At 72.4% G+C, this 23,329-nt stretch carries 21 protein-coding genes; 15 read left to right on the top strand and 6 right to left on the bottom strand.

Going from position 1 to position 23,329, the window contains the following annotated elements:
* Positions 1-85: 85 nt before the first annotated feature.
* Both ACN27D_RS07590 and ACN27D_RS07585 read right to left on the bottom strand, forming a co-directional pair.
* Entirely contained in the window at positions 86-1,285 is a 1,200-nt protein-coding gene (locus ACN27D_RS07590) for a DUF932 domain-containing protein (protein ID WP_358174943.1), read from the bottom strand.
* A gap of 136 nt (positions 1,286-1,421) precedes the next feature.
* Complete coding sequence (locus ACN27D_RS07585; protein WP_358174946.1) at positions 1,422-1,649, bottom strand: helix-turn-helix domain-containing protein; 228 nt, start codon at positions 1,647-1,649, stop codon at positions 1,422-1,424.
* A gap of 102 nt (positions 1,650-1,751) precedes the next feature.
* Here ACN27D_RS07585 and ACN27D_RS07580 point away from each other — a divergent pair, with 102 nt between their 5' ends.
* The 3 genes from ACN27D_RS07580 to meaB are packed head-to-tail and all read left to right on the top strand — an operon-like array spanning position 1,752 to position 4,259.
* Positions 1,752-2,018: a helix-turn-helix domain-containing protein gene (locus ACN27D_RS07580; protein WP_120573446.1), complete on the top strand. Its 267-nt coding sequence runs from the start codon at positions 1,752-1,754 to the stop codon at positions 2,016-2,018.
* Positions 2,019-2,051: 33 nt separating this feature from the next.
* Positions 2,052-3,245 (top strand): acetyl-CoA C-acetyltransferase, encoded by a 1,194-nt coding sequence (locus ACN27D_RS07575; RefSeq protein ID WP_120573447.1) that lies wholly within the window; start codon positions 2,052-2,054, stop codon positions 3,243-3,245.
* Between the two features lie 12 nt (positions 3,246-3,257).
* Positions 3,258-4,259, top strand: coding sequence for a methylmalonyl Co-A mutase-associated GTPase MeaB (meaB, locus tag ACN27D_RS07570; protein WP_374668498.1), 1,002 nt, complete (start codon positions 3,258-3,260; stop codon positions 4,257-4,259).
* Between the two features lie 33 nt (positions 4,260-4,292).
* Here the strand turns inward: meaB and ACN27D_RS07565 are convergent, their stop codons facing one another.
* Positions 4,293-4,937: a TetR/AcrR family transcriptional regulator gene (locus tag ACN27D_RS07565; RefSeq protein WP_120573449.1), complete on the bottom strand. Its 645-nt coding sequence runs from the start codon at positions 4,935-4,937 to the stop codon at positions 4,293-4,295.
* A 145-nt stretch (positions 4,938-5,082) separates the two neighbouring features.
* Between ACN27D_RS07565 and ACN27D_RS07560 the strand changes: the two genes are divergently transcribed.
* From ACN27D_RS07560 to ACN27D_RS07545, 4 genes are all read left to right on the top strand, one after another.
* Entirely contained in the window at positions 5,083-7,221 is a 2,139-nt protein-coding gene (locus tag ACN27D_RS07560) for an ABC transporter permease (protein ID WP_421498842.1), read from the top strand.
* Positions 7,222-7,313: 92 nt separating this feature from the next.
* Positions 7,314-7,724: an Asp23/Gls24 family envelope stress response protein gene (locus ACN27D_RS07555; RefSeq protein WP_121686410.1), complete on the top strand. Its 411-nt coding sequence runs from the start codon at positions 7,314-7,316 to the stop codon at positions 7,722-7,724.
* Between the two features lie 114 nt (positions 7,725-7,838).
* Positions 7,839-8,555: a FadR/GntR family transcriptional regulator gene (locus tag ACN27D_RS07550; RefSeq protein ID WP_252450526.1), complete on the top strand. Its 717-nt coding sequence runs from the start codon at positions 7,839-7,841 to the stop codon at positions 8,553-8,555.
* 192 nt (positions 8,556-8,747) lie between these two features.
* Positions 8,748-10,211 (top strand): P1 family peptidase, encoded by a 1,464-nt coding sequence (locus ACN27D_RS07545; protein WP_121686412.1) that lies wholly within the window; start codon positions 8,748-8,750, stop codon positions 10,209-10,211.
* Between the two features lie 596 nt (positions 10,212-10,807).
* Here the strand turns inward: ACN27D_RS07545 and ACN27D_RS07540 are convergent.
* The 3 genes from ACN27D_RS07540 to ACN27D_RS07530 form a co-directional block, all read right to left on the bottom strand.
* The gene (locus ACN27D_RS07540) at positions 10,808-12,325 is read right to left on the bottom strand and encodes an ABC transporter substrate-binding protein (RefSeq protein WP_121685027.1); all 1,518 of its coding nucleotides are present in this window, start codon (positions 12,323-12,325) and stop codon (positions 10,808-10,810) included.
* Positions 12,326-12,449: 124 nt separating this feature from the next.
* Positions 12,450-13,409 (bottom strand): formylglycine-generating enzyme family protein, encoded by a 960-nt coding sequence (locus tag ACN27D_RS07535; RefSeq protein WP_421498841.1) that lies wholly within the window; start codon positions 13,407-13,409, stop codon positions 12,450-12,452.
* A gap of 7 nt (positions 13,410-13,416) precedes the next feature.
* Positions 13,417-14,505 (bottom strand): 3-isopropylmalate dehydrogenase, encoded by a 1,089-nt coding sequence (locus ACN27D_RS07530; protein ID WP_121685029.1) that lies wholly within the window; start codon positions 14,503-14,505, stop codon positions 13,417-13,419.
* Positions 14,506-14,624: 119 nt separating this feature from the next.
* On the opposite strand from ACN27D_RS07530, the gene ACN27D_RS07525 reads away from it, so the two are divergent.
* The 8 genes from ACN27D_RS07525 to ACN27D_RS07490 are packed head-to-tail and all read left to right on the top strand — an operon-like array spanning position 14,625 to position 23,325.
* On the top strand, positions 14,625-16,217 hold the full coding sequence (locus ACN27D_RS07525) for a PLP-dependent aminotransferase family protein (protein WP_358010945.1): 1,593 nt from the start codon (positions 14,625-14,627) through the stop codon (positions 16,215-16,217).
* Between the two features lie 11 nt (positions 16,218-16,228).
* Positions 16,229-17,473, top strand: a complete 1,245-nt coding sequence (locus ACN27D_RS07520) for a M20 family metallopeptidase (RefSeq protein WP_421498840.1) — start codon at positions 16,229-16,231, stop codon at positions 17,471-17,473.
* A complete protein-coding gene (locus ACN27D_RS07515; protein ID WP_421498839.1) occupies positions 17,470-18,912 on the top strand; it encodes an aldehyde dehydrogenase family protein in 1,443 nt (480 codons plus the stop codon). Before ACN27D_RS07520 ends, ACN27D_RS07515 begins: the two co-directional genes overlap by 4 nt.
* Before the next feature lie 22 nt (positions 18,913-18,934).
* Positions 18,935-19,879 carry an ABC transporter permease gene (locus ACN27D_RS07510; protein ID WP_421498838.1) on the top strand — a complete coding sequence of 315 codons (945 nt, stop codon included), beginning with the start codon at positions 18,935-18,937 and terminating at the stop codon, positions 19,877-19,879.
* Entirely contained in the window at positions 19,876-20,760 is an 885-nt protein-coding gene (locus tag ACN27D_RS07505; protein WP_073830545.1) for an ABC transporter permease, read from the top strand. The genes ACN27D_RS07510 and ACN27D_RS07505 overlap by 4 nt, the downstream gene beginning before the upstream one ends.
* Before the next feature lie 5 nt (positions 20,761-20,765).
* Entirely contained in the window at positions 20,766-21,752 is a 987-nt protein-coding gene (locus tag ACN27D_RS07500; protein WP_421498837.1) for an ABC transporter ATP-binding protein, read from the top strand.
* Positions 21,749-22,573, top strand: coding sequence for an ATP-binding cassette domain-containing protein (locus ACN27D_RS07495; RefSeq protein ID WP_121685034.1), 825 nt, complete (start codon positions 21,749-21,751; stop codon positions 22,571-22,573). The genes ACN27D_RS07500 and ACN27D_RS07495 overlap by 4 nt, the downstream gene beginning before the upstream one ends.
* Entirely contained in the window at positions 22,570-23,325 is a 756-nt protein-coding gene (locus tag ACN27D_RS07490) for an SDR family NAD(P)-dependent oxidoreductase (RefSeq protein WP_121685035.1), read from the top strand. The genes ACN27D_RS07495 and ACN27D_RS07490 overlap by 4 nt, the downstream gene beginning before the upstream one ends.
* Positions 23,326-23,329: the final 4 nt, after the last annotated feature.

Raw genomic sequence — 23,329 nt, 5'->3', positions numbered from 1 at the left:
GGGAACACGAGAGGGGGATGCGTCGGCGGGGTCAGCCAGGGGGCGGGGCCGGCGTCACGGAACTGCGCGCCGGCCCCGCAGGCGGTCACCCGCTGCGCGCGGCGAGAGCCAGCGCGGGCAGGGCGGCGGCCTCCATGTCCCAGGCGGCGTCACCGTCGGCGAGGGTCTGCGCGGCCGAGGTGACCGCGTGCAGGACACCCCCGGCGGTGACCTGCCCGCCCCGGATGAAGTGGTCGAGGATCGTCGCCTGCTGCGCCTCGGTGAAGCCGAGCTTCTTGCTGACCGTGGTGATGACGCCCTGCGCGTCGTTGACCGGCGTGCCGGCCTTCTCCTCCAGCTGGGCGACCTTCGCCTTGACGTAGTCGGTGTCCAGGAAGGTCGCGACCGCGTCGGCGGTCTGCGCGGTGACCAGGTCGAGGCTCTTGCGCTGCGTGTCCGCTGACCAGCGGATGACACCGGTGTCGAGCCGGCCGCCGATGTGCACCTCGCGCAGCGCGTCGGCGGTGATCGTCAGGCCGTTGTTGCACACCTTCACGACCAGCCGGGGCGTGATCGAGAACGCGCCGCCGCCGGTCTCCGAGTTGCTGATCACGAACCCGGCGAACACGATCGGCTCCGCGCCGGCCGCGATGGCCTGCCCTTCCCCGCCGGCGGCGCGGGCGACCCGCTGCGGGGTCCAGCCGTCACCGACGTCGCGGCCGTCGAACGGTGACCGGTAGCCCTCCAGCAGCGACGGCGCGTACGCCGCGACGCCCGGGTGCGTCACCCGCACGTACATGCGCCGGTCGGTGAGGTCGGCCGAGAAGTCCGGCATCGTCTGGCAGGTCCGCTGGATGCCCTGCAACGCGGCCAGTAGCACGTCGAAGTTGTCGATGGTGCGGTACCGGTCGGACAGGAACGCCCGCAGCACGCCCCGCGTCTCGACCGTCTCGGCGTCGCCGCGCAGTAGCCGCACCAGGTAGGAGTCGGTGGAGCGGGACAGCCAGCCGTTGACGTTGGCGTCGTACAGGTCCGGAGCCTCAGCGCGCAGCCGCCGCAGGTACTTGATCGGGATGTTCAGCTTCTCCGCGATGCCCTCATCCCCGACGCCGGTGGGCGTGTACCGGCCGTTGGGGTCGGTGACGCCGTCGTCGGTCAGGACCGGTGGGGCGTCACGCAGCCGCAGAGCGCCGGTGTCGAAGGTCATCTCCCGGGCCGGGACCACCAGGTCCAGAGCGCGGGTGCGCTGGTCGTTGAGGGCTGCCGCGAGGGCGGTGAGGTTGCTGTGACGCAGAGTGTCGGTCATCTCCAGTCATCCCCTCCGTGGGGTGAGGCGGGCGAGAAGGCCCGCGTGGGTGGCGTCGGCCCGCTGGGCCGTGTCGGCCCCGGGCTCTGCGGACCGGGGCCGGTCGGCCGGGGTCCTGACGGGCCGGGGGTGGGCGTCATGCGGCGCGCTCCGGCGTGGGCAGGAAGCTGCTGACCGGCACGTTCAGGGCCACAGCGATGCGCTCCAGTTCGGAGGTGTCGAACGGGCGTACGCCCCGCAACCGCGCGGACAGCGCCTGCTGGGACATGCCGACCGCGTCGGCCACCCGCTGCTGCGTCCATCGCTGCCGGGCCATCTCCGCCCGGACCGAGGAGGCAACTGCATGAGTAAAACTGAACGCCATGCAGTAAGACTCTTACGCTAAGCGTAAAGCGTCAAGTGTGAAGGCCAAGATTCTTTGTTAGGGCTGTAGACGTTTACTCTGTGGGCGAGTAAAACTGAGGTCATGACGACGACACCGGTCGGAACCGGCAGATCAGCACTCTCCGCGAAAGTCGCGGAGGAGATCCGCGCCGTCATGGCACGGAAGGGCATCACCAGCGGCGGGCTCGCCCGTCAGCTCGGCGTCAGCGACGCCTGGACCTCCCGCAGGATCAGCATGCGGGGCGACGGTGAGATCGACCTTGGCGACCTAGAACGAATCGCCGATGTGCTCGGGGTCACCGTCATCGATCTCCTCCCGGCCGCTATGGTGCGTCCTAACAATCGTTAAGGCGTACAGGTCGGCACCCCTCGGAGGCAGGCAATGGCTTCGGTGATCGTCAGCGGCGCGCGGACCCCCATGGGGCGCCTGCTGGGCAACCTCAAGGACCTCCCCGCGACCAGGCTCGGTGGCATCGCGATCAAGGCGGCCCTGGAGCGCGCCGGCGTCGCGCCCGAGCAGGTCCAGTACGTGATCATGGGTCAGGTGCTCCAGGCCGGCGCCGGGCAGATCCCGGCCCGGCAGGCGGCCGTCGAGGCCGGCATCCCGATGTCCACCCCGGCGCTGACCATCAACAAGGTCTGCCTCTCCGGGCTGGACGCGATCGCGCTCGCCGACCAGCTCATCCGGGCCGGTGAGTTCGACGTCGTGGTGGCCGGCGGCATGGAGTCCATGACCAACGCCCCGCACCTGCTGCTCGGGCAGCGCTCCGGCTACAAGTACGGCGACGTGACGGTCAAGGACCACATGGCACTCGACGGCCTCACCGACGCCTGGGACTGCTGCTCGATGGGCGAGTCCACCGAGCGGCACGGCGCGAAGCACGGCATCACCCGCGAGGAGCAGGACGCGTTCTCCGCGGCCAGCCACCAGCGTGCCGCCGCCGCCCAGAAGAACGGCCACTTCGGCGACGAGATCACCCCGGTGGTCATCCCGCAGCGCAAGGGCGACCCGCTGGTGATCAGCGAGGACGAGGGCATCCGCCCGGACACCACCGCCGAGTCGCTCGGCAAGCTGCGTCCCGCCTTCACCAAGGACGGCACCATCACCGCCGGCAGTTCCTCGCCGATCTCCGACGGCGCGGCCGCCGTGGTCGTGATGAGCAAGGCCAAGGCCAAGGAGCTGGGCCTGACCTGGCTGGCCGAGATCGGCGCCCACGGCAACGTGGCCGGCCCGGACAACTCCCTGCACTCGCAGCCGTCCAACGCGATCAACCACGCCCTGAAGAAGGGCGGCCTGAGCATCGAGGACCTCGACCTCATCGAGATCAACGAGGCGTTCGCGGCGGTGGGCATCCAGTCCACCCGTGACCTCGGCATCAGCCCCGACAAGGTCAACGTCAACGGCGGCGCGATCGCACTCGGCCACCCGATCGGCATGTCCGGCGCCCGCCTCGTACTCACGCTCGCGATGGAGCTGAAGCGGCGCGGCGGCGGCACCGGCGCGGCGGCGCTCTGCGGCGGTGGCGGCCAGGGCGACGCGCTGATCATCCACGTGCCGAACGGCGCCGAGAGCTGATTGCTGATACCTGTGAACGATGCACAGAACGCCCCGGCGGCGGCCTCCGGGCCGGTGCGCCGCAGCCGGGACGTACCCATGCTGGTGGAACGGGCCCGCGCGGGTGACCCCCGCGCGGTGGCCCGGCTGATCACGCTGGTCGAGTCCGGCGACGAGGTGCTGCCGCAGGTCGCGGCGGCCCTCGCGCCGTACGCCGGGCACGCCCAGGTGGTCGGTCTGACCGGTTCGCCCGGCGTGGGCAAGTCGACCACCACGAACGAGCTGGTACGCGCGCTGCGGGCGCGCGGTCACCGGGTCGGCGTGCTGGCCATCGACCCGTCCAGCCCGTTCACCGGCGGCGCGATCCTCGGTGACCGGGTCCGGATGCAGGACCACGCGACCGACCCGGGCGTCTACATCCGCTCGATGTCCAGCCGGGGCCACCTGGGCGGGCTCTCCGCGGCGACGCCGCAGGCGGTGCGCGTGCTGGAGGGCGCCGGGTGCGACGTGGTGCTCGTCGAGACCGTCGGCGTCGGGCAGGCCGAGGTGGAGGTGGCCTCGCTGGCCGACACCACGCTGGTGCTGCTCGCGCCGGGCATGGGCGACGCGATCCAGGCGGTCAAGGCCGGCATCCTGGAGATCGCCGACGTCTTCGTGGTCAACAAGGCCGACCGGGACGGCGCGGACGCCACCGTCCGTGACATCCAGGGCATGATCGCGCTCGGCGAGCGCGGGCCGGGGGAGTGGCGCCCGCAGGTGGTCCGCTCGATCGCCGCCCGCGGCGAGGGCATCGACGACATCGCCGCCGCGATCGACAAGCACCGTGACTGGCTGGAGCGCCACGGCGAGCTGCGCCGCCGCCGGGAGGCGCGGGCCGCCGCCGAGATCGAGGCGATCGCGCTGGGCGCGCTGCGCGCCCGGATCGGCTCACTGCGCGACGGTACGCAGCTCCCGACGCTCGCGGCCAAGGTGGCCGAGGGCGCCATCGACCCGTACGCGGCGGCGGAGGAACTGATCTCCCAGCTCGGCTCCTGAGGCGCGGCCGGCCGGGTCGTCCCGGCCGGCCTCTCAGAGCTCCGCGTCGGTGAGTGGGTTGGCGGTTCCGGCCCGGCTGACCGGGGCCGCCAGCATGCCGGCGATGGCGTCGGCGAGGAAGTCCCCGACGTCCAGCCAGCGCGGGTCCTGCCCGTCCTGTTCGGCGCGGGCCTCGACCTCGGCGGTGGCGGTCATGACGATGCGGGCGATCAGGGCCGCCCGGCCGGCCACCACCCCCGGATCGAGGTGCGCCAGGCGGGACGCCAGTGAGGCGCGGACCGGCAGGTCGACGAAGGCCGACTCGAACGCCTCGCGCATCAGCACCCGCAGCGTCGGGTCGTGCAGGGCCTGGGCGAGGAAACGGGCCCGCCAGCTCGGCCGGGGCAGGCTCGCGAGCACCGCCATGGACGGCTGCACGAGGCTGCGTACGTCGCCGAGGACCGAGTCGGGCTGCTCGGGCATCGCCCGGCGGGGTCCGGCGAGGGCGTCCATGTGCCGGGCGATCAGGGCCCGCAGCAGGCCCTCCCGGCCGCCGAAGTAGTAGCGCACCGCGGAGTGGTTGGTGTTGCCCGCGACCTCGGCCACCCGGCGGTCGGAGACCTGGGCGATCCCCTCCTCGGCGAACAGGCGTTCGGCCGCGTCGAGCAGCGCGACGCGGGCTGCCTCCGACCGTGCCATGACCGCACCTCTCCTCGTGGACCGCGCGACTGTGGCGCAGGCCAAACCTAGTCGTTTCGTGGTCCGGCGCCGGCGTCACCTACACTGCGTAAGTCAGTTGACTTACACTCTGGCCGTCGACGCGGCCGCGAACCCAGTCCGGAGCATGCCTGTGCAGTCCACCACCGACCCGGCGACCGCCGAGCCGAACGCCGCCGACCGCAAGGAGCGGATCATCCGCTCGGTCGCCCTCTTCGTCATGCCGTTCCTCATGGTCACGATGATGTTCGCGACCTACATGGCGACGATGCACTCGCCCCACCCCCGGCAGATGCCGGTGGCGGTGGTCGGCAGCGGCGCCCAGGCGCAGGGCGTCGTGGACGCGCTCAACGCCACCCCGGGAGAGCCGGTCGAGGCCCGGCTGGTGACGTCCCGGGACGCCGCGGTCGAGCTGCTGCGGGACCGGGAGATCAGCGGCGCGCTGCAACTCCCGGCCGCCGGGTCGGACCAGGCGACGATCTTCACGGCGTCGGCCGCCGGGGCCTCCGGCGCCGCCACCGCCCAGCAGCTCCTCGCCCCGGTCGCTGTGCAGCAGCAGTGGACGGCCACGACCGAGGAGGTCGCCGCGCTGCCCGACGAGGACCGGGCCGGCATCGCCGTGCTGTTCGCCGCGATGGGCATGATGCTCGCCGGCTACGTGCCGCTGAGCCTGCTCCTGATGGCCACCCCCCACCTGCTGCGCCTGCGTCGGTTCGTCCCGCTGGTCGCCGGCTGGTCCGCGCTGACCAGCACGATCGTCTGGCTGATCCTCGGCCCGGTCGTCGGCGCGGTGGACGGCCACTACCTCACGTTCCTCGGTGTCGGCGTGCTCGCCACCGCCGCCGTCGGTCTCGCCCAACTGCTGTTCACCAAGCTGATGGGCCCGCTGGCGGTCCTGCTCGGGATGCTGCTCTTCGTCGTGTTCGGCATGCCCGCGTCGAACCTGGCGCTGCCGGTCCACACGATGCCCGGGTTCTTCCAGTTCCTGCACGGCGTACTGCCCCTGCCGGCGGCCGGCGAGGCGCTGCGGTCGGCGCTCTACTTCGACGGCCGGGGCATCGGCGTCCACCTGCTGACGCTCGCCGCGTGGATCGTGGCCGCCGTGGCGCTCTGCCTGCTCAAGGAGCGCGGTGGGGCGCCCATCCCGCAGGCGCCGCAGGTCGACGGCCCGGACACGCCGCTGCCCGCGCTCGCCGGCGGGCCGCCGCGGTCCAAGCGGTTCCGGTACGCGACGGTCGCGGCGTTCCCGCTGAGCATCCTCGTCGTCGTGGTGGGCCTGATGAGCTTCTCCATGCACAAGCCGGAGCCCCACGACATCCCGGTCGCGGTGGTGGCCGCCGTCCCGGAGCAGGCCGAGCGGGCCGCCGCCGGGCTGCGGGCGGGCCTGAACGGCGTCGCCGACATCTCGGTGGCCGCATCGGTGGACGAGGCCCGGGAGCGCATCCTCGCGCGTGACCTGGTCGCCGCGTACGTGCTGCCGTCCACGCCCGGCGGCGAGGCCGTGCTGTACTCGTCCTCGGCCGCCGGGTCCAGCCAGCACACCATGGTCCAGACCATGTTCCGGCAGGTGGCGGCCGGGCAGCAGATGCCACTGGCGGTCACCGACGTGTCGCCGCTGAGCGAGACCGACACGATGGGCAGCAACAGCCTGTACGTCGGCATGTCCTGGATCATGTCCGGCTTCCTGATGCTGGCAGTGCTCCGCGGCGGGGCGCCGCACATCCGGCGGCTGCGCCAGTTCCTGCCGATCCTCGGTGGCTGGGCGATCGGCATGTCCACCTGGCTGTGGCTGCTGTTCGACGTGATCATCGGCGCGGTCAACGGGCACGCCCCGGAGATGATCGGCTTCGGCGCGCTCACCATCTTCGCCGTGTCGCTGGTGACCGCCGTGTTCACCCGTACCTTCGGCCTCGCCGCGATCATCCCGATGATGGTGGTGCTGATGATGGCCGGCGTGCCCGCGTCCGGCGGTGGCCTGTCGATCTACATGGTGCCGGAGTTCTTCCGGACGCTCCAGGGCGTCCTGCCGCTGCCCGCCGCCGTGGACACGGCCCGGTCGCTGATCTACTTCGGCGGGGTCGGCGTCGGGCGGAACCTGGCCGTCGTGGCGGTCTGGGCCGCGGTCGGCCTGCTGCTCAACCTCGGCGTCGACCGGTGGCTCCGGCGACGCGAGCAGGCAGCGGGTGGCGGCGGGCCGCACCCGGTGCCGGGCGCCTCCGGCGGGCTGGACGGGATCGGCGAGCCGGCGCCGGCCGGGGCGCGCTGAACCCGGCGGCCGTCCACTGCGGACCGCCTCCGTCCAGTACGCTCGCACCGCCCCACGCCGTCGGCGCGGGGCGGTGCGACGGGTGGGAGAGCATGGCTGACGAGGCGACCCAGGAACTTCAGCTGACGCCGGACGCGGTGGCGGGCGGGACCACGCACGTCTCCGACGAGGTGGTGGAGAAGATCGCGGTGGCCGCCGCCCGAGGGGTGCCCGGCGTGGCCGAGCTGGGCGGCGACGTGGCCCGGTTCTTCAACGCGGTGCTCGACCGGGTCGGGCTCGACCAGGTCGGCGACGCCCGGCGGGGCTGCACGGCCCACGTCACCAACGGCGCGGCCGTGATCAACCTGGTCCTCGTGATCGAGGCCGGCCACCCGGTTCCGCAGGTGACCGACGAGGTACGCATCGCTGTCGCGTCCGCCGTCGAGGCGTACGGCCTGCGGGTCGACGAGATCAACATCAAGGTCGACGACGTGGCGATGGGCTCGCCGCCTCCCACGGCCTGACCCTCCCTGTCCGACGGGCCAACGACCCGTACCGTTGTTCACAGCGGCGCGAGGCCGCCGTGCGTCGGGAGGTTCGCCATGCCGAAGGGTGTCTCGTTCGCTCCAGTGCGCACCGTGAGGGCGTACGAGGGGATCGTCCGGCAGGTCGAGGAGCGGATCGCCGCCGGGGATCTGCGGCCGGGGGACCGGCTGCCGAGCGAGCGCGAGCTGACCACGCAGTTCGACGTCAGCCGGTCCACCGTGCGTGAGGCGCTGCGCGTGCTGGAGAGCAGCGGCCTGATCCGCTCGCGCCCCGGTGACCCGCTCGGGCCGCAGGTGATCGCCTCGACCGCCTCGGCGATGCGCAAGCTGTTCGCCCGGGTCGTGGACAGCCGGCGGCTCGGCGTGGCGGAGCTGCTCCAGTTCCGGATGATCATCGAGTCGGCTGCGGGTTCCGTCGCCGCCCGGATGGCGTCACCGTCCGAGTTGGACGAGCTGGAGCAGGCGCTGGCGGGCATGCGCGACGCGGTGGCCGACGGCTACGAGGCCTTCAGTGCGGCCGACGTCCGCTTCCACGAGCACGTCGCCCGGCTGTCCGGGAACGAGTTGCTCGTGCTCTGCCTCGACGCGGTCCGGAGCATGGTGCTGGACCTGATCTCCACCAAGCTGGCCGAGGCGCCGGACCGTGAGGCCCTGATGGAGCGCACGCTGGCCCACCACCGCCGCGTCCTCGACGCGATGCGCGCCGGGGAGGCCGACGAGGTCACCCGGCTGACCCGCGAGGAACTGCACCGCTACTACGCCGAGTACGTCCCGGAGGCGCAGCGCTCGATGGTGGACGTATTGCTCTGAATCCGCCTGATGTGGCCTGACCTCGGATTATCCGAGTCGGCCATCAGCTGAGCAGGCTCTTCCCTTCAACTGGTCTGACCAGTAGCCTCCCCCACATCTCGTCGTGTACCACGGGGGACCACCAGTTGCCCAATGCATCGACCGCCCCCGGACCGGGGCGGAGGTCGCACCGCTTCACATGGGAGAAGCTGCATGAAGTCGTCCAGATTCGCCGCGATCGCCGCGGCAGCCCTGGTCTGTCCGGGACTCGTGCTCGTCGCGTCGCCCGCGTCGGCCAACCCCGCCGCCGGCGCCCCGGGCGCCCACAACGCCATCACCGACGTCCCCGGCATCCAGGTCGGCCAGGTCCAGTCCGACACCGCTCCGTACCTGACCGGCACCTCGGTCGTCTACATGCCGCAGATGTCCGTGGCGAGTGTGGACCAGCGTGGTGGCGCCCCCGCCACCAAGGAGACCGACCTGCTCAGCCCGCTCAACTCGAACCCGGGCGTCAACGCGATCCAGCTCGGCGGCAGCAGCATGTACGGGCTGTCGGCCACCAACGGCATCATCCGCTGGCTGGAGGACCGGGGCGAGGGCGTACGCGTCGGCGCCGGAGGCGTGGCCCCGATCGTGCCGGCCGCTGACATCTTCGACCTCGGCCGCGGCGGCGACCCGAAGGCCCGCACGTCCGCCGAGTGGGGTTACCTCGCGGCTCAGGCCACCTCGGACGGTCCGGTCCGCCAGGGCGGCGTCGGCGGCGGCACCGGCGCCCGTGGCGGCGGCATGCGCGGCGGCGTCGGCACCGCGAGCGTCCACCTCGGCGACGGCATCTACGTCGGCGCGATGGTGATCGTCAACCCGGCCGGCTCGCCGGTCGACCCGGCCGACTGCACCCTGTACGGCGTCAAGTACGGCATCGGCGACGAGTTCGCCGGGTACAAGGCTCCCAAGAAGAAGGAGTGCAACCCGCCGACCCCGCCGGCCGCCGCCGCCGAGCAGCCGGCCAACACCACGATCGCCGTGGTGGCCACCAACGCCCCGCTGGAGAAGGCCGCCGCCCAGCGCATGTCCGGCAACGCGCACGACGGCATGGCCCGCGCGATCAGCCCGATCCACACGCTCGGCGACGGTGACACCGTGTTCGCCGTGTCCACCGGCAAGGGCGAGGCGCTCCAGATCAACGACCCGGCCGACAGCCGCCAGCTCAACGCCATCTTCAACGCCGGTGCCAGCACGCTCGCCCGTGCCATCGCCAAGGCGGTCCTCTCGTCCGAGAGCATCGGCAACACCACCAGCTACTGCGACCGCTACCCCTCGGCCTGCAAGGGCATGAAGCAGCTCAAGCAGTGGCGTACGCAGGGCAACGCCCCGGACGTGACCCCGGAGACCTTCGCCCAGGCGTCGCAGGCGCTGGCGCAGACCCCGGTCCCCGCGCCGGCCGGTGCCGACAACGGCAAGGGCAAGGACAAGCCGAAGCCGAAGGCCGCTCCGGCGGGCAACACCACGCAGCAGGAGTCGCAGAACGGCATGGTCCTCGCCTCCGGCAACACCGGCGGCCCCACGCTCTCCACGGGCGTGACCACGGGCCTGCTGGCCGCCGCCATCCTCGGCGTCGGCCTGCTGGGCATGCACCTGCGGGGTCGCCGCCGCGCGACGTCCGGCCGGCTCAGCTGACACAGCCGCTGTCTCACCTCGCGCCGGCACCGTAGGCGCGTGACGATCGAGGCGGGTCCCGTCCACCCGGACGGGGCCCGCCTCACGTCGTTCCCGGGGCGCGCCCTTGGCACTCGGGGGCGCTTCTCGTCGATCTTGGAGTTGTGGCACCTCGCACACTCCGCTCACGGGACATCCTGGGCGCCACAACTCCAAGATCGACGGAGTGGGCCGTTCGTGGGCTCGGGGAATGCGAGCCCGCTCGGCGGTGCCCGTGTCGAGGCCCCGCGTCCGGGCAACGCAAGGCTCCACGCCTGCACCATCACCTCGACTGTCCTCGTGCGCTGCGGGCCGGCAGGTCGACTCGCTCGCCCCCCGAACGCCACCGCCGCGGCGCACCAGCAAGACAGCAGCTCCCCAGATCCCCCCGACCCGTCGATCTTGCACTTGGTGCCCCGGCGAACGGGGTGAAATCCCTCGCGCCAGGGGCAGCAAGTGCAAGATCGCGGGAGCGGGGAGCGGGGAGCGGGGAGCGGGGAGCGGGGAGTGGGGAGTGGGGGAATGCGAGAAGGACCTGGTGGGCGGAGCCCACCAGGTCCTTCTCGCGTGGAACCGAGTTACTTCTTGGAGACCTTGGTGACGTCGAAGGACTGGGTCACCGCGTCCTTCGGGTAGCCCTCCACGCCGTCGCGGATCACCGCGAGGTTCGGCAGCAGGAAGAGCCAGTCGCTGGCCGCCTCCTGCGAGATGACCTTGGCGGCCTCGGCGAACTTCTTGTCCCGGGTCGCCGCGTCCAGGGCCGTGTCGGCCTCGTTCATGAGCTGCGTGACTGCCGGGTTCTTGTAGCGGTAGTAGTAGTCCGGCTGGCCGTAGCGGACCAGGTCACGCGGCTCGACGTGCGCGATGATCGACAGGTCGTAGTTGGCCTTGCCGAGCACCTTGTCGAGCCACTGCGGCATCTCGACGTTGTTCTGGGTCACCTTGATGCCGACCTCGGCGAGCTGCGAGGCGACGAACTGCGCGGACGCGCGGGCGTAGCCGGGCGGCGGGACGTCCATGGTCAGGGTGAGCCCGCCTGCGTGACCGGCCTCGGCGAGCAGCTGCTTGGCCTTGGCGGGGTCGTGCGGGAAGTCCCCGGTGCGGTCCTCGTACCAGGGGTCGCTGGGCGGCACCATGCTGCCGATCTTCGTGCCGTAGCCGGACCAGACGGTCTTGATGAGCGCGTCGTGGTCGATCGCGTGGCGGATGGCCTGGCGCACCCGGACGTCGGCCAGCGGGCCCTTGCCGTTGTTCATGGCCAGGACGACCTCACCGGTCGTCTTGCCCTCGACCACCTCGAACTGCTTGTTGCCCTTGAACACCTCGAGCAGCTGCGGCGCCTGGATGTTCGCCACGATGTCGAGCTGGCCGGAGAGCATCGCGTTGTTGAGCGCGTTGGCGTCGGTGATGTACCGGAAGACGGCGGTGCCGACCTTCGCCTTCTCGCCCCAGTAGCCGTCGTTGCGGACCAGGGTGATGCTGTCGCCGCGGTTCCACTTGTCGAACTTGAACGGACCGGTGCCGTTCGGCTTCGTCCCCAGGTCGGTGGCGTTCTCCTTGAGCACCACGCCGACGCGGCCGGCGACGTCGAACAGCCAGCTCTGGCTGGGCCGGGACAGCGTCACGTCCACGGTGGACGCGTCCGGCGCCTCGACGGTCTTCACGACTGTCATCTGCGACTTGAACGGGTTCGTCGAGCCCTCGGCGGTCACCCGCTTGAAGCTCCACACCACGTCCTGCGCGGTGAGCTTCTGGCCGTCGTGGAAGGTCACGCCGTCGCGGAGCTTGAACGAGTACTTGGTGCCGTCGTCGGACACCTTCCACTCGCTGGCCAGCAGCGGCTCCACCTCGCCGGTGTCGGCGTTCTGGCGCACCAGGCCCTCGTACACGTTGTAGAGCAGGACCTGCGGGATCGCGGCGCCGGCCTCGGCGGTCAGGTCGAGGCTCACCGGCTCGAGGTAGGCGCCGAGGGTGACCGTACCGTTGCCGGAACCACCGCCGGTGGTGGTCTTCGAGTCGCCGTCGCTACTGCACGCGGTCAGAGCCAGCGCCGTGGCGAGCAGCACGGCGGGCAGCGTTATCTTCAGCCGATTCATTCGTGTGTCCCATCGCGAAGAACGCCAAGGGCGCTCGTAGCCTGTGAGGCGGGACACTATGAGCGTGGTACCCGATGCAAAAGGGCCAGTTCAGCGGGGTCGGCAGGTACCAATCAGCGTCCGGCTACCGGGCCACCCGGAACCCGGTGTTGCCGGTCGAGGAGTCAACGGTGGTCCGACTCCGTGCTGCCACGCGGTAACGGTTGCAGTAGGAGTCGTGGCACAGGTACGAACCACCCCTGATGACGCTCTCACCTGGTGAGATGCGGCCGCGGTGGTCGCGCCAGGGTTCGGCCGTGAGTTCCCAAACGTTGCCCGCGACGTCGTACAGGCCGTAGCCGTTCGGCGGAAACGCGGTCACCGGAGAGGTGCCTGCGAACCCGTCGTCCGCGGTGTTGACAGCCGGGAAGGCGCCCTGCCAGATGTTGCACATGTGCCGCCCGTCCGGGGTCAGCTCGTCGCCCCAGGCGTAGCGGGCCCGGGACAGGCCGCCGCGTGCCGCGTACTCCCACTCGGCCTCGGTGGCCAGCCGGGTACCGGACCAGCGGCAGTACGCCTCGGCGTCGCGGTGCGAGACGTGCACGACCGGATGTCGCTCGCGTCCCCGTACGCCCGACCCGGGCCCGTCCGGGGCGGCCCAGTGCGCCCCCTCGACGGCCAGCCACCACGGCGCCTGCGGCACGGAGGCGTCCAGCACATGCGGACGCGCGGACGGCGCCAGCAGCAGGTGGAAGACGAAGGACCAGCCGTACCGTTCCGCGTCCGTGCGGTAGCCGGTGGCGTCGACGAAGCGGGCGAACTGCCGGTTCGTCACCGGCGTGGCGGCGATCTCGAACGGGCCCACGGTCACCGGGCGGACCGGTCCCTCCAGGTCGTCCGGGAAGCCCTCCGGGTCGTCGGTGCCCATGAGGAAGGTGCCACCGGGCAGCGCGATCAGGTCGTCCGTACCCCCGTGCGGTGAGCGGACGGCGCTCGCGTCCGCCGCGGCACCGGTGCCGGCGGCGGCGGGCGGGCGTTTCGGCGCGCAACACGGCGGCGGCGGGGAAGTGCCCCCGCCGCCGTCCGGAACCGGTTCGGTGCTCACATCCGCGTCACGCCGGCAGGGCGTCCGCCTGGTACGCGCCCTCGCCGATGACGGCCGCGACCGCGTCGCCGAAGTCCTCGGTCGACATGCCCATCTCCGGCCCGCGCATGGCGCCCAGGCGCGGCAGCACCGCCTTCACGCCGTCCTCCAGGCAGCGGGCCGCCTCGGGGTGGCCCAGGTGCTCCAGCATCAGCGCGGCGCTGAGGATCGAGCCCGCGGGGTTGGCCCAGCCGCGGCCGGCGATGTCCGGCGCGGAGCCGTGCACCGGCTCGAACATGCTCGGCGCCGATCCGGTCGGGTTGAGGTTGCCGCTCGCGGCCAGGCCGAGACCGCCCTGCACGGCCGCGCCCAGGTCGGTGATGATGTCGCCGAACAGGTTGTCGGTGACCACCACGTCGAACCGCTCCGGCTGCGTCACCAGGTAGAGGCACATCGCGTCGACGTGGACGTAGTCCACCTCGATGTCCGGATACTCCGCCGCGACCTCCTCGAAGGTCCGCTGCCACAGGTCACCGGCGTACGTCAGGATGTTCGCCTTGTGCACCAGCGTGACGTGCTTGCGGCGGCCCAGGGCCAGCCGGAAGCCGTGCCGGATGAGGCGCTCGACGCCCTTGCGGGTGTTCACCGACTCCTGGGTGGCGATCTCGTCCGGCCCGCCCCGGTGGATGAAGCCACCGGCGCCGACGTACGCGCCCTCGGTGTTCTCCCGCAGGATCACCAGGTCGCACTGCTCCGGTCGCAGGCCGCCGATGGGCGTGGGCACGCCGGGCAGCAGCTTGACCGGCCGCAGGTTCACGTACTGGTCGAACGCGGTCCGCAGGTGGATGACCAGGCCGCGTTCCAGCACGCCGGGCGGCACCGACGGGTCGCCGACGGCGCCGAAGAGAATGGCGTCCGCCTTGGCCAGTTCCTGTTCCACGTCCGGCGGCACGACCTGGCCGGTGATCCGCCAGTAGTCCGCGCCGAGTTCGTAGTCTTCCCAGACCAGGTCGATCCCGAACCGTCGGGCGGCGGCGTCGCACGCCTTGACCGCCTGCGCGGTGACCTCCGGTCCGATGCCGTCGCCGGGCACCAGCGCGATTCGCTGGGCGCTCATGAGTCCACCCCTGTCCGCGTGCAGGAGACCGTCACCTGCCATCGCCCGGCCAAGCGTGGCGGGAACGGGCCCTCCGCAACAGGTCCAGGTCTCCGGCTAGGCTAGTACCAGCGGGACGCATGGGGCGTGTGCAGGGCGTACGACGACGGGACGAGGCGAGACCCCCGCGGGAGTGGGAGGTCGAGGTGGCGGATTTCCTGCTGCCGGTCAACCCGCAGAGCACGGTTCCGCTCTACGAACAGATCATCACCGGGCTAGAGGACGCCATCCTCGCCGGGCAGTACGACGACGGCCCGCTGCCGAGCACGCGCCGCCTGGCCGAGGCGCTCGGCGTCTCCCGGAACACGGTGCTGACCGCGTACGACCGGCTCATGGAGCAGGGTCTGATCGTGACCGTTCCGCGGCGCGGTCTCTACGTCTCCTCCGACGCGGTGGTGCGGATGCGGGCCGCGCGGCGGACCGCCCGCTCCCCGATGCAGCCGATCGACTGGGCGGCGCGGCTGCCGGAACCGCCGCCCACGCCGGTGCACCGGGATCCGGCCTGGGCGCGGGCGCCGTTCCCCTTCGTGGTCGGCCAGCCCGACCCGTCCATGTTCCCGATCGGCGCGTGGGAGCGGGCGCAGCGCGAGGCGCTGCGGCAGGACGGGCTGTCCCGGGTCATCGGGGACGCCGGCCAGGCCGACGACCCGGAGCTGGTGCGTCAGCTCTGCGAGCACGTGCTGCCCGCGCGCGGCATCTCCGCCCACCCGGACCAGGTGATGATCACGCTGGGCTCGACGCACGCGCTGCACCTGCTGGCGAGCGTCCTCGTCCGGCCGGGCAGCGTGGTGCTCGTCGAGGACCCCGGCTATCCCGACGCGCGGACGATCATGCAGATGGCCGGCGCCGACGTGGTGCCCGGCCGGGTCGACGAGGACGGCCTGGTCGTCGAGGACCTGCCGGCCGACCTGCACGGCGCCCAGCTCGTGTACGTGACGCCGAGCCACCAGTACCCGACCGGCGCGACCATGTCGGCGTCCCGCCGTGAGGAGCTGCTGCGCCGGGCCGGCGCGGCGGACGCGGTCGTGATCGAGGACGACTACGACCCGGAGATGACGTTCCGGGGGATGCCCGCAGTGGCGGTGCGGGCGCTCGACGACGAGGACCGCGTCGTCTACCTCGGTAGCTTCAGCAAGCTGCTGGCACCGGGGCTGCGGCTCGGCTACGTGGTGGCGTCCCCGGCGCTCGTGGACGCCATGCGGGCCCGCTCCCGCTACGTGCTGCGCCACCCGCCCGGCCCGATGCAACGCGCCCTCGCGCAGATGATCGCCAGCCGGGACCTGGCCCGCCACGTGCGCCGCGTCCGCGCCCACTACCAGGGGCTGTACGAGGAGATGGTGCGGGCGGTCGAGCGGCACGTGCGCTGGGGACCGCAGCCGGTGCCGCGCGGCGGGCTGGCCCGGTGGATCACCGGCCCGCCCGGGCTGGACGCCGGGGAGCTGGCCCGCGAGCTGCGCCGGCAGGGTGTCCTGCTCGACCCCGGTGCGCCGTACTGGGCGGCCCGGCCGGCACCGCGTCACCACCTGCGCCTGGGGTACCAGGTGATGCCGCTGGACCGCATCGACGAGGGGGTGCGGCGGGTCGCCGCGGCCGTAGAAGACCAGGTCCGGCCGCGACTGGTACCCCCGCCGACCCGGAAACTGGACGTTCCCCTCCGGGGTCGGAGTTCGTAACCTCCGACGCCATGACGTCGGACACCCACGCCTCCCTCAGCGCCGGCCATCTCGTGGACGAGCAAGCCGTCGTGTCGCTCACCCAGGACCTGGTCCGCATCCCCTCGACCTGGGACGCCGGGCGCGGGCGTAGCGAGCAGCCCGTGGCGGAACTCGTCGCGCAGGTCATGCGGGGGTTCGGCTGGCGGCCGGAGGTCACCGAGGTCGTCCCCGGGCGTCCCAACGTCGTCGCGGTGGTGGACGGCGGCCTGCCCGGCCCGACGCTGATGTTCGAGGGGCACACCGACGTCGTCACCGAGGGCGCTCCCGAGGAGTGGACCGTCGACCCGTTCGGCGGTGACATCGTCGACGGGCGGCTGTACGGTCGCGGCTCCGCCGACATGAAGGCCGGTGTCGCCGCGATGATCCACGCGACCCGGGCCGTCGAGCTGGCCGGGCCGTTCCCGGGCCGGATCGTGGTGGCGGCCCTGGTGGACGAGGAGGGCCAGATGCTCGGGGCGAAGCACTTCACCACGACAGCGCTGGCCCGCGAGGTGGACGCCGCGATCATCTGCGAGCCGGAGGCGGAGGAGATCTGCGCGGTCGCCAAGGGCGCCGTCCGGCTGCTGGTCACCTGCACCGGCAAGATGGCGCACGGCGCGATGCCGCAGCACGGCCGCAACCCCGTCCCCGCCGTGGCCGAGCTGGTCGCCGCGCTCGGCCGGTTCCAGAAGGAGCTGCAGGCCGACCCGGGTGAGCACGTGCACCTCGGCCTGACGTACCTGACTCCCACGGTCCTGGACGCCGGCTCCGCCGACCAGCTCAACGTCATCCCCGGCCGCGCCGTGCTCGGCGTGGACTGCCGGACCGTACCCGGTGTCGACCACGCCGCGCTCGCCGCGCGCGTCCGCTCCGACGCGGACGCCATCGGCGCCCGGCACGGCGTCACCTTCGCCGTCGAGGTCGTCGACGACCGGCCGTGCGCGGTCACCCCGGAGGACCACCCGGTCTCGCTCGCCGTGGCCGAGGCGCACCGCGCCGTCACCGGCGCCGAGCCCGTCTTCGGCGGCGTGCCCGGCGCGACCGACGGCACGATCCTGTGGCGCGACAGCGGCATCCCGAACGTGGTGTACGGCCCCGGCCCGAAGTGGATCGCCCACCAGCCCGACGAGTACGTCGAGGTCGACGACATCGTCCGCAAGACGAAGGTCTACGCCGAGGCGGCGCTGGCCTTCCTCACCGGTGCCACCGGCGCCCGGGCGGGTGCGGCGTCGTGACCGCGCAGGAGCTGCTCACCGCGCTGCCCGCCGGGCTGCCGATCGGCGCGGGCTGGACCACCACCGCGCAGACCGCGCCGGTGCGCTTCCCGTACGACGGCAGCACCGTGACCCAGGCGCCGTGGGGCGACCCCGGCGACGCGGAGGCGGCGGTCGACGCCGCGCGGGAGGCCGCCGCGGAGATGGCCGGCCTGCCCGGCCACCGGCGGCGCGCGATCCTGACGACAGTCGCCGCCGAGGTGCGCGCCCGCGCCGACTCGCTGGCCGAGCTGCTGGTCCTGGAGACCGGCAAGCCGCTCGTCGACTGCCGGGTCGAGGTCGCCCGGACGCTCGTCACGCTGGAGACGGCCGCCGAGGAGGTCGGGCACCTGACCGGCGAGACGGTGGCGCTGGACATGCAGCCGGCCGGCGAGGGCATGCTCGGTTTCTGGGTACGCCGCCCGGTCGGTGTCGTCGTCGGCATCACCGGCTTCAACTACCCGCTGCTCCTGGCCGCGCACAAGGTCGCGCCGTCGGTCGCGGCCGGCTGCCCGGTGATCGTGAAGCCGGCGCCGAACACGCCGCTGGCCACGCTGGTGCTGGTCGACCTGTTCCGGCGGGCGGGCTGCCCGGCCGCCGGGGTCCAGCTCGTCACCGGTGGCGTCGAGGTCGGCAAGCTCCTGACCACGCACCCCGCCGTCGCCGCCGTGTCGTTCACCGGGTCGGCGCACGTCGGCCACCAGATCGCCCGCGCCGCGGCCCCGCGCAAGGTGCTGCTGGAACTCGGGTCCAACGCGGCGCTCGTCGTCGGCCGCGACGCCGACCTCGACCGGGCCGCCGAGGCGGTCGTACGCGGCGGGTTCTACGCCTCGGGCCAGGCGTGCATCAGCGTGCAGCGGGTGATCGTCGAGGAGCCGGTCCGCGAGGCGCTGCTGGACCGCCTCCGGCCGCTGCTGGCGTCGGTCGCCACCGGTGACCCCCGGTCCGCCGACACCCGGGTGTCCGCCCTGGTGGACGAGGCGTCCACCGAGCGGGTGCACTCGTGGGTGGACCGCGCGGTCGCCGCCGGGGCCCGCTGCCTGGCCGGCGGTACGGCGCAGGGCCGGGTGCTGCAACCGACGGTGCTCGTCGACGTCCCCGAGGACGCCGAGTGCTGGGCGGAGGAGATCTTCGGTCCGGTGGTCTGCGTCCGGTCGGTGCCGGACATGGACTCGGCGGTCGAGCTGGTCAACCGGTCCCGCTACGGGCTCCAGGCCGCCGTCTTCACCCGTGACCTGGCTGTCGCCCTCGACGTCGTGCGCCGCCTCGACGTCGGTGGTGTGCTGGTCAACGAGGTGCCCGGCTTCCGCGCCGACAACATGCCGTACGGCGGCGTCAAGGACTCCGGCATCGGCCGGGAGGGACCGCGCTTCGCCATGGAGGAGCTGACCGTGACCAAGATGGTGATGATCAGGCCATGACTCGGAGTGGGAGCACACACGCATGGTGATCTACTTCGTCCGGCGGCTGGCCATCCTCGCGGTATCGCTGTTCGCCGCGTCCATCCTCGTCTTCACGATGCTGGCGCTGCTGCCGGGCGACCAGGCGCAGGCGATGCTCGGCGTGAACGCCACCCCGGAGGCGCTGGAGGCGCTGCGGGAGCAGTTCGGCACGAACCGGCCGTTCACCGAGCGGTACCTCGACTGGGCCGGCGGCCTGATCCGCGGTGACTTCGGCATCTCGCCGCTGAGCGGGGTGTCGGTCGGCTCGGAGATCGCCGACAAGCTCGGCGTGACGGTGCCGCTCATCCTGGCCGGGATGACGCTGGCGCTGCTCATCGCCGTGCCGCTGGGCATCCTCGCCGCGGTGAAGAGCCGTACCGCGATCGGGACGGCGCTGTCCGCGCTGAGCCAGGTCGGCATCGCCGTTCCGTCGTTCTGGCTCGGCATCCTGCTCATCACCGTGTTCGCGGTGAAGCTGCAGTGGCTGCCCGCCGGCGGGTTCACCGGGTGGGACGACGTCGGCGGCGCCGTGCAGGCCCTGCTGATGCCGGCGCTGGTCCTCGGCGTGGCCCAGGGCGCGATCCTGATGCGCTACGTCCGGTCCGCGGTGGTCGAGGTCATGCAGGAGGACTTCATCCAGACCGCGCGGGCCAAGGGCCTCAGCCGCTCGCAGGCGCTGACCCGGCACGCGCTGCGCAACGCGGCCATCCCGGTCATCACCGTCCTCGGCCTGCAACTCGCGACGCTGCTCATCGGCACCGTCGTGATCGAGAACGTCTTCGGCCTGCCCGGTCTCGGCCGGATGCTGCTGCAGGACGTGGGCAACCGCGACCTGCTGAAGGTGCAGGGCACCGTGATGGTGCTGACCGCCGCGGTGCTTCTGATCAACTTCGTCGTCGACGTGGTGTACAACGCGGTCGACCCCAGGCTGAGGAGCAAGGCATGACATCAGTCGCCGACGCCCCACCGGACGCCACCGCCGACGTCGTCGCGGCCGGCCCCGTCAAGCCGCGCCGCCGCTGGAACCTCACGCTGGTGATCGGCGCCGGCCTGGTGGGCCTGGTCGTCCTCACCGCACTCGTGTCGTTCCTCTGGACGCCGTACGACCCCACCCGGGTCGACCCGTCCCAGACGCTGCTCTCCCCGGGCGGCGAGCACTGGCTCGGCACCGACCACTTCGGCCGGGACATCGTCAGCCAGCTCCTCGTCGGCGCGCGGACCACACTGTTCGTCGGTGTCGTCGCCGTCGCCATCGCCGCCGCTGTCGGCGTACCGCTGGGTCTGCTCGCCGCGACCGGGCACCGCTGGCTCAGCGAGCCGGTGATGCGGGCGCTGGACATCGTGTTCGCGTTCCCGGCCATCCTGCTGGCGATCATCCTGGCCGCCGGCTTCGGCGCCTCCACGCTCACCGGCATGATCGCCATCGGCGTCGCGAACGTCCCGGTGTTCGGCCGCCTCACCCGGGCCGGCGCGATGCAGGTGCTGCAGAGCGACTTCGTGCTGGCCGCGCGCAGCTACGGCCGCCGCGGCGTGGTGCTCATGGTCCGGTACGTGCTGCCGAACATCGCGGCCCTGCTCATCGTGCAGGCGTCGGTGTCGTTCGCGCACGCGGTGCTCGCCGAGGCGGCGCTGTCCTACCTCGGGTACGGCACCCCGCCACCGACCCCCACCTGGGGCCGGATGCTCCAGGAGGCCCAGAACTACTTCGTCGTGCAGCCGATGCTCGCCGTCTGGCCCGGTCTGGCCATCGCCCTGTCGGTGCTCGGCTTCAACCTCATGGGCGACGGGCTGCGCGACGCCCTCGACCCGCGGCTGAGAGGACGGTGAGCGGCGTGAGCGGGCTCGTGGTGGAGGACCTCGTCGTCAAGGTCCACGACATCCAGGCCGTCAAGGGCGTCTCGTTCGAGATCGGGCGGGGCCGGCGGATGGGACTGATCGGCGAGTCCGGCTGCGGCAAGTCCCTGACCGCGCTCGCGCTGATGGGCCTGCTGCCCCACGGCGTGACCGCGTCCGGCCGGGTGCTGCTGAACGGCCGGAACCTGCTCGACCTGTCCGACAAGGAGATGTGCGCGGTCCGCGGCAACGACATCACCATGGTGTTCCAGGAGCCGATGACGGCGCTCAACCCGCTGATGCGGGTGGGCAACCAGGTCGCCGAGTCGCTGCGGCTGCACAAGGGGATGAGCCGCGCCGCGGCCTCGGCCCGGGCCGTCGAACTGCTCGAACGGGTCCAGCTCCCCGAGCCCGACCGCACCGCGCGCAAGTACCCGCACCAGCTCTCCGGCGGCCAGCGCCAGCGCGTCGTCCTGGCCATCGCGCTGGCGTGCGACCCGGCCGTGCTGGTCGCGGACGAGCCCACCACCGCGCTGGACGTCACGGTGCAGGCGGAGATGCTGCGGCTGATGGACACGCTGGTGCGCGAGGAGGGCGCGTCGCTGCTGCTCATCACGCACGACCTGCCGGTCGTCGCCAGCATCTGCGAGGAACTGCTCGTCATGTACGGCGGCTCGATCGTCGAGCACGGCGACGTGGCGACCGTGTTCGACTCGCCCCGGCACCCGTACACGGCGGGCCTGCGGGCGTCCACGGTGCTGGAGAGCACCGACGGGAGCGGCCGGCTGTCCACCATCCCGGGCCGCGTCCCGTCGCTCGGGTCGTTCCCCACCGGCTGCGTGTACCGCAACCGCTGCCCGCGCGCCGACGACGTCTGCGCCACGGTCCCGCTGCTGACAGCACCGCCCGGCAGCACCCAGCGGGCGGCCTGCCACCACCCGATCGAGAGCGACCAGTTCCTAGGAAGCGGGAAGGCCAGCGCATGACCACCACCCCGTTGCTGGAAGCCGTCGACGTGGTGCGCGAGTACCGCGCCCCGCGGCGGTCGCTGCGTACGCCGGGCCGGCCGATCCGCGCGCTCGACGGCGTGAGCGTGCAGGTCCACGAGGGCGAGGCGTTCGGCATCGTGGGGGAGAGCGGCTCCGGCAAGTCCACGCTGTCGCGCATCCTCATGGCCCTCGACCAGCCGACCTCCGGCACCGCGTTCTACCAGGGGCAGCGGATCAGCGGCGTACCGGAGCGGCGGCTCGGGTTCCTGCGCCGCGACGTGCAGATGGTGCTCCAGGACCCGATGTCGTCGCTGAACCCGCGCATGCGGGTCGCGGACATCATCGCGGAGCCGATGCGCGCGCTGCGCCTGCCCGGCGACCACCGGGCCCGCGTCGCCGAGCTGATGCACTCCGTGGGTCTGCCCGAGGAGGCGGTGACCCGCTACCCGCACCAGTTCTCCGGCGGCCAGCGGCAGCGCATCGCCATCGCCCGCGCCCTCGCGGCGGGGCCGAAGGTCATCGTCGGGGACGAGCCGGTCAGCGCGCTCGACGTCTCGGTGCGCGCGCAGATCCTCAACCTGCTCACCGACCTGGCCGAGCAGTTCAAGCTGACCCTGATCCTGGTCTCCCACGACCTGTCCGTCGTCCGGTACCTCTGCGACCGGATCGCGGTGATGAACCAGGGCCGGATCGTCGAGACGGGTGAGACCGAATCGATCTACTCCGACCCCCGGCACCCCTACACCCAGAGGCTGCTGTCCGCGGTGCCCACCCTGAGCGGCGACCTCCTGGACCGATTCAACAGGAGCAGCACATGAGGTTGGTTGACCGCGTCGCCGTCGTCACCGGAGGCGCCAGCGGCATCGGACTGGCCACCGTCGGCCGGCTCGTCGAGGAGGGCGCGCGCGTGGTCATCGCCGACCTCGACGGCGACCGCGCCGCCGAGGCGGCCGCCGGCTTCGGGTCCGCCGTGGTCGGCGTCGCCTGCGACGTCACCCGGGCCGCTGACTGCCGCGCCGCCGTGGAGACCGCCGTCGAGCGGTTCGGCCGGCTCGACCTCATGCACGCCAACGCCGGTACGCCGTTCACGGGCCCGCTGGACGAGGTGGACCAGGCGACGCTGGACCGCGTGGTCGACGTCAACCTCAAGGGCGCGTTCTGGACCGCGCAGGCCGCCGCGCCCGCGCTGATCGAGGCCGGTGGCGGCGCGATCGTGTTCACCGCGTCGCTCCAGGCCGTCATCGCCCGCCCCCGGTACGCGCCGTACACCGCCGCCAAGCACGGCGTCATCGGCCTGATGAAGGCGCTGGCGCTGGAACTCGCGCCGCACGGCGTCCGGGTCAACGCGATCGCCCCGGCGGCGACCGAGACGCCGATGCTCTCGGCGTTCCTGGGCGGGATGGGGGACGTGCCGGACAGCGCGCGGGAGAACTTCCGGGCGTCGATCCCGCTGGGCCGCATGGCGACGCCGCGCGACTCGGCCGACGCGGTGGTGTTCCTCGCCAGCGACGAGGCGCGCATGATCACGGGCCACACGCTCGTCCTCGACGGCGGCACGACGGCCGGCTGAGGCG

Source organism: Micromonospora sp. WMMD1274 (assembly GCF_049179035.1).
Classification (GTDB): Bacteria; Actinomycetota; Actinomycetes; order Mycobacteriales; family Micromonosporaceae; genus Micromonospora; species Micromonospora tulbaghiae.
Note: the sequence above shows the minus strand (reverse complement) of the source record. Positions and strands in the feature narration are given on the sequence as shown.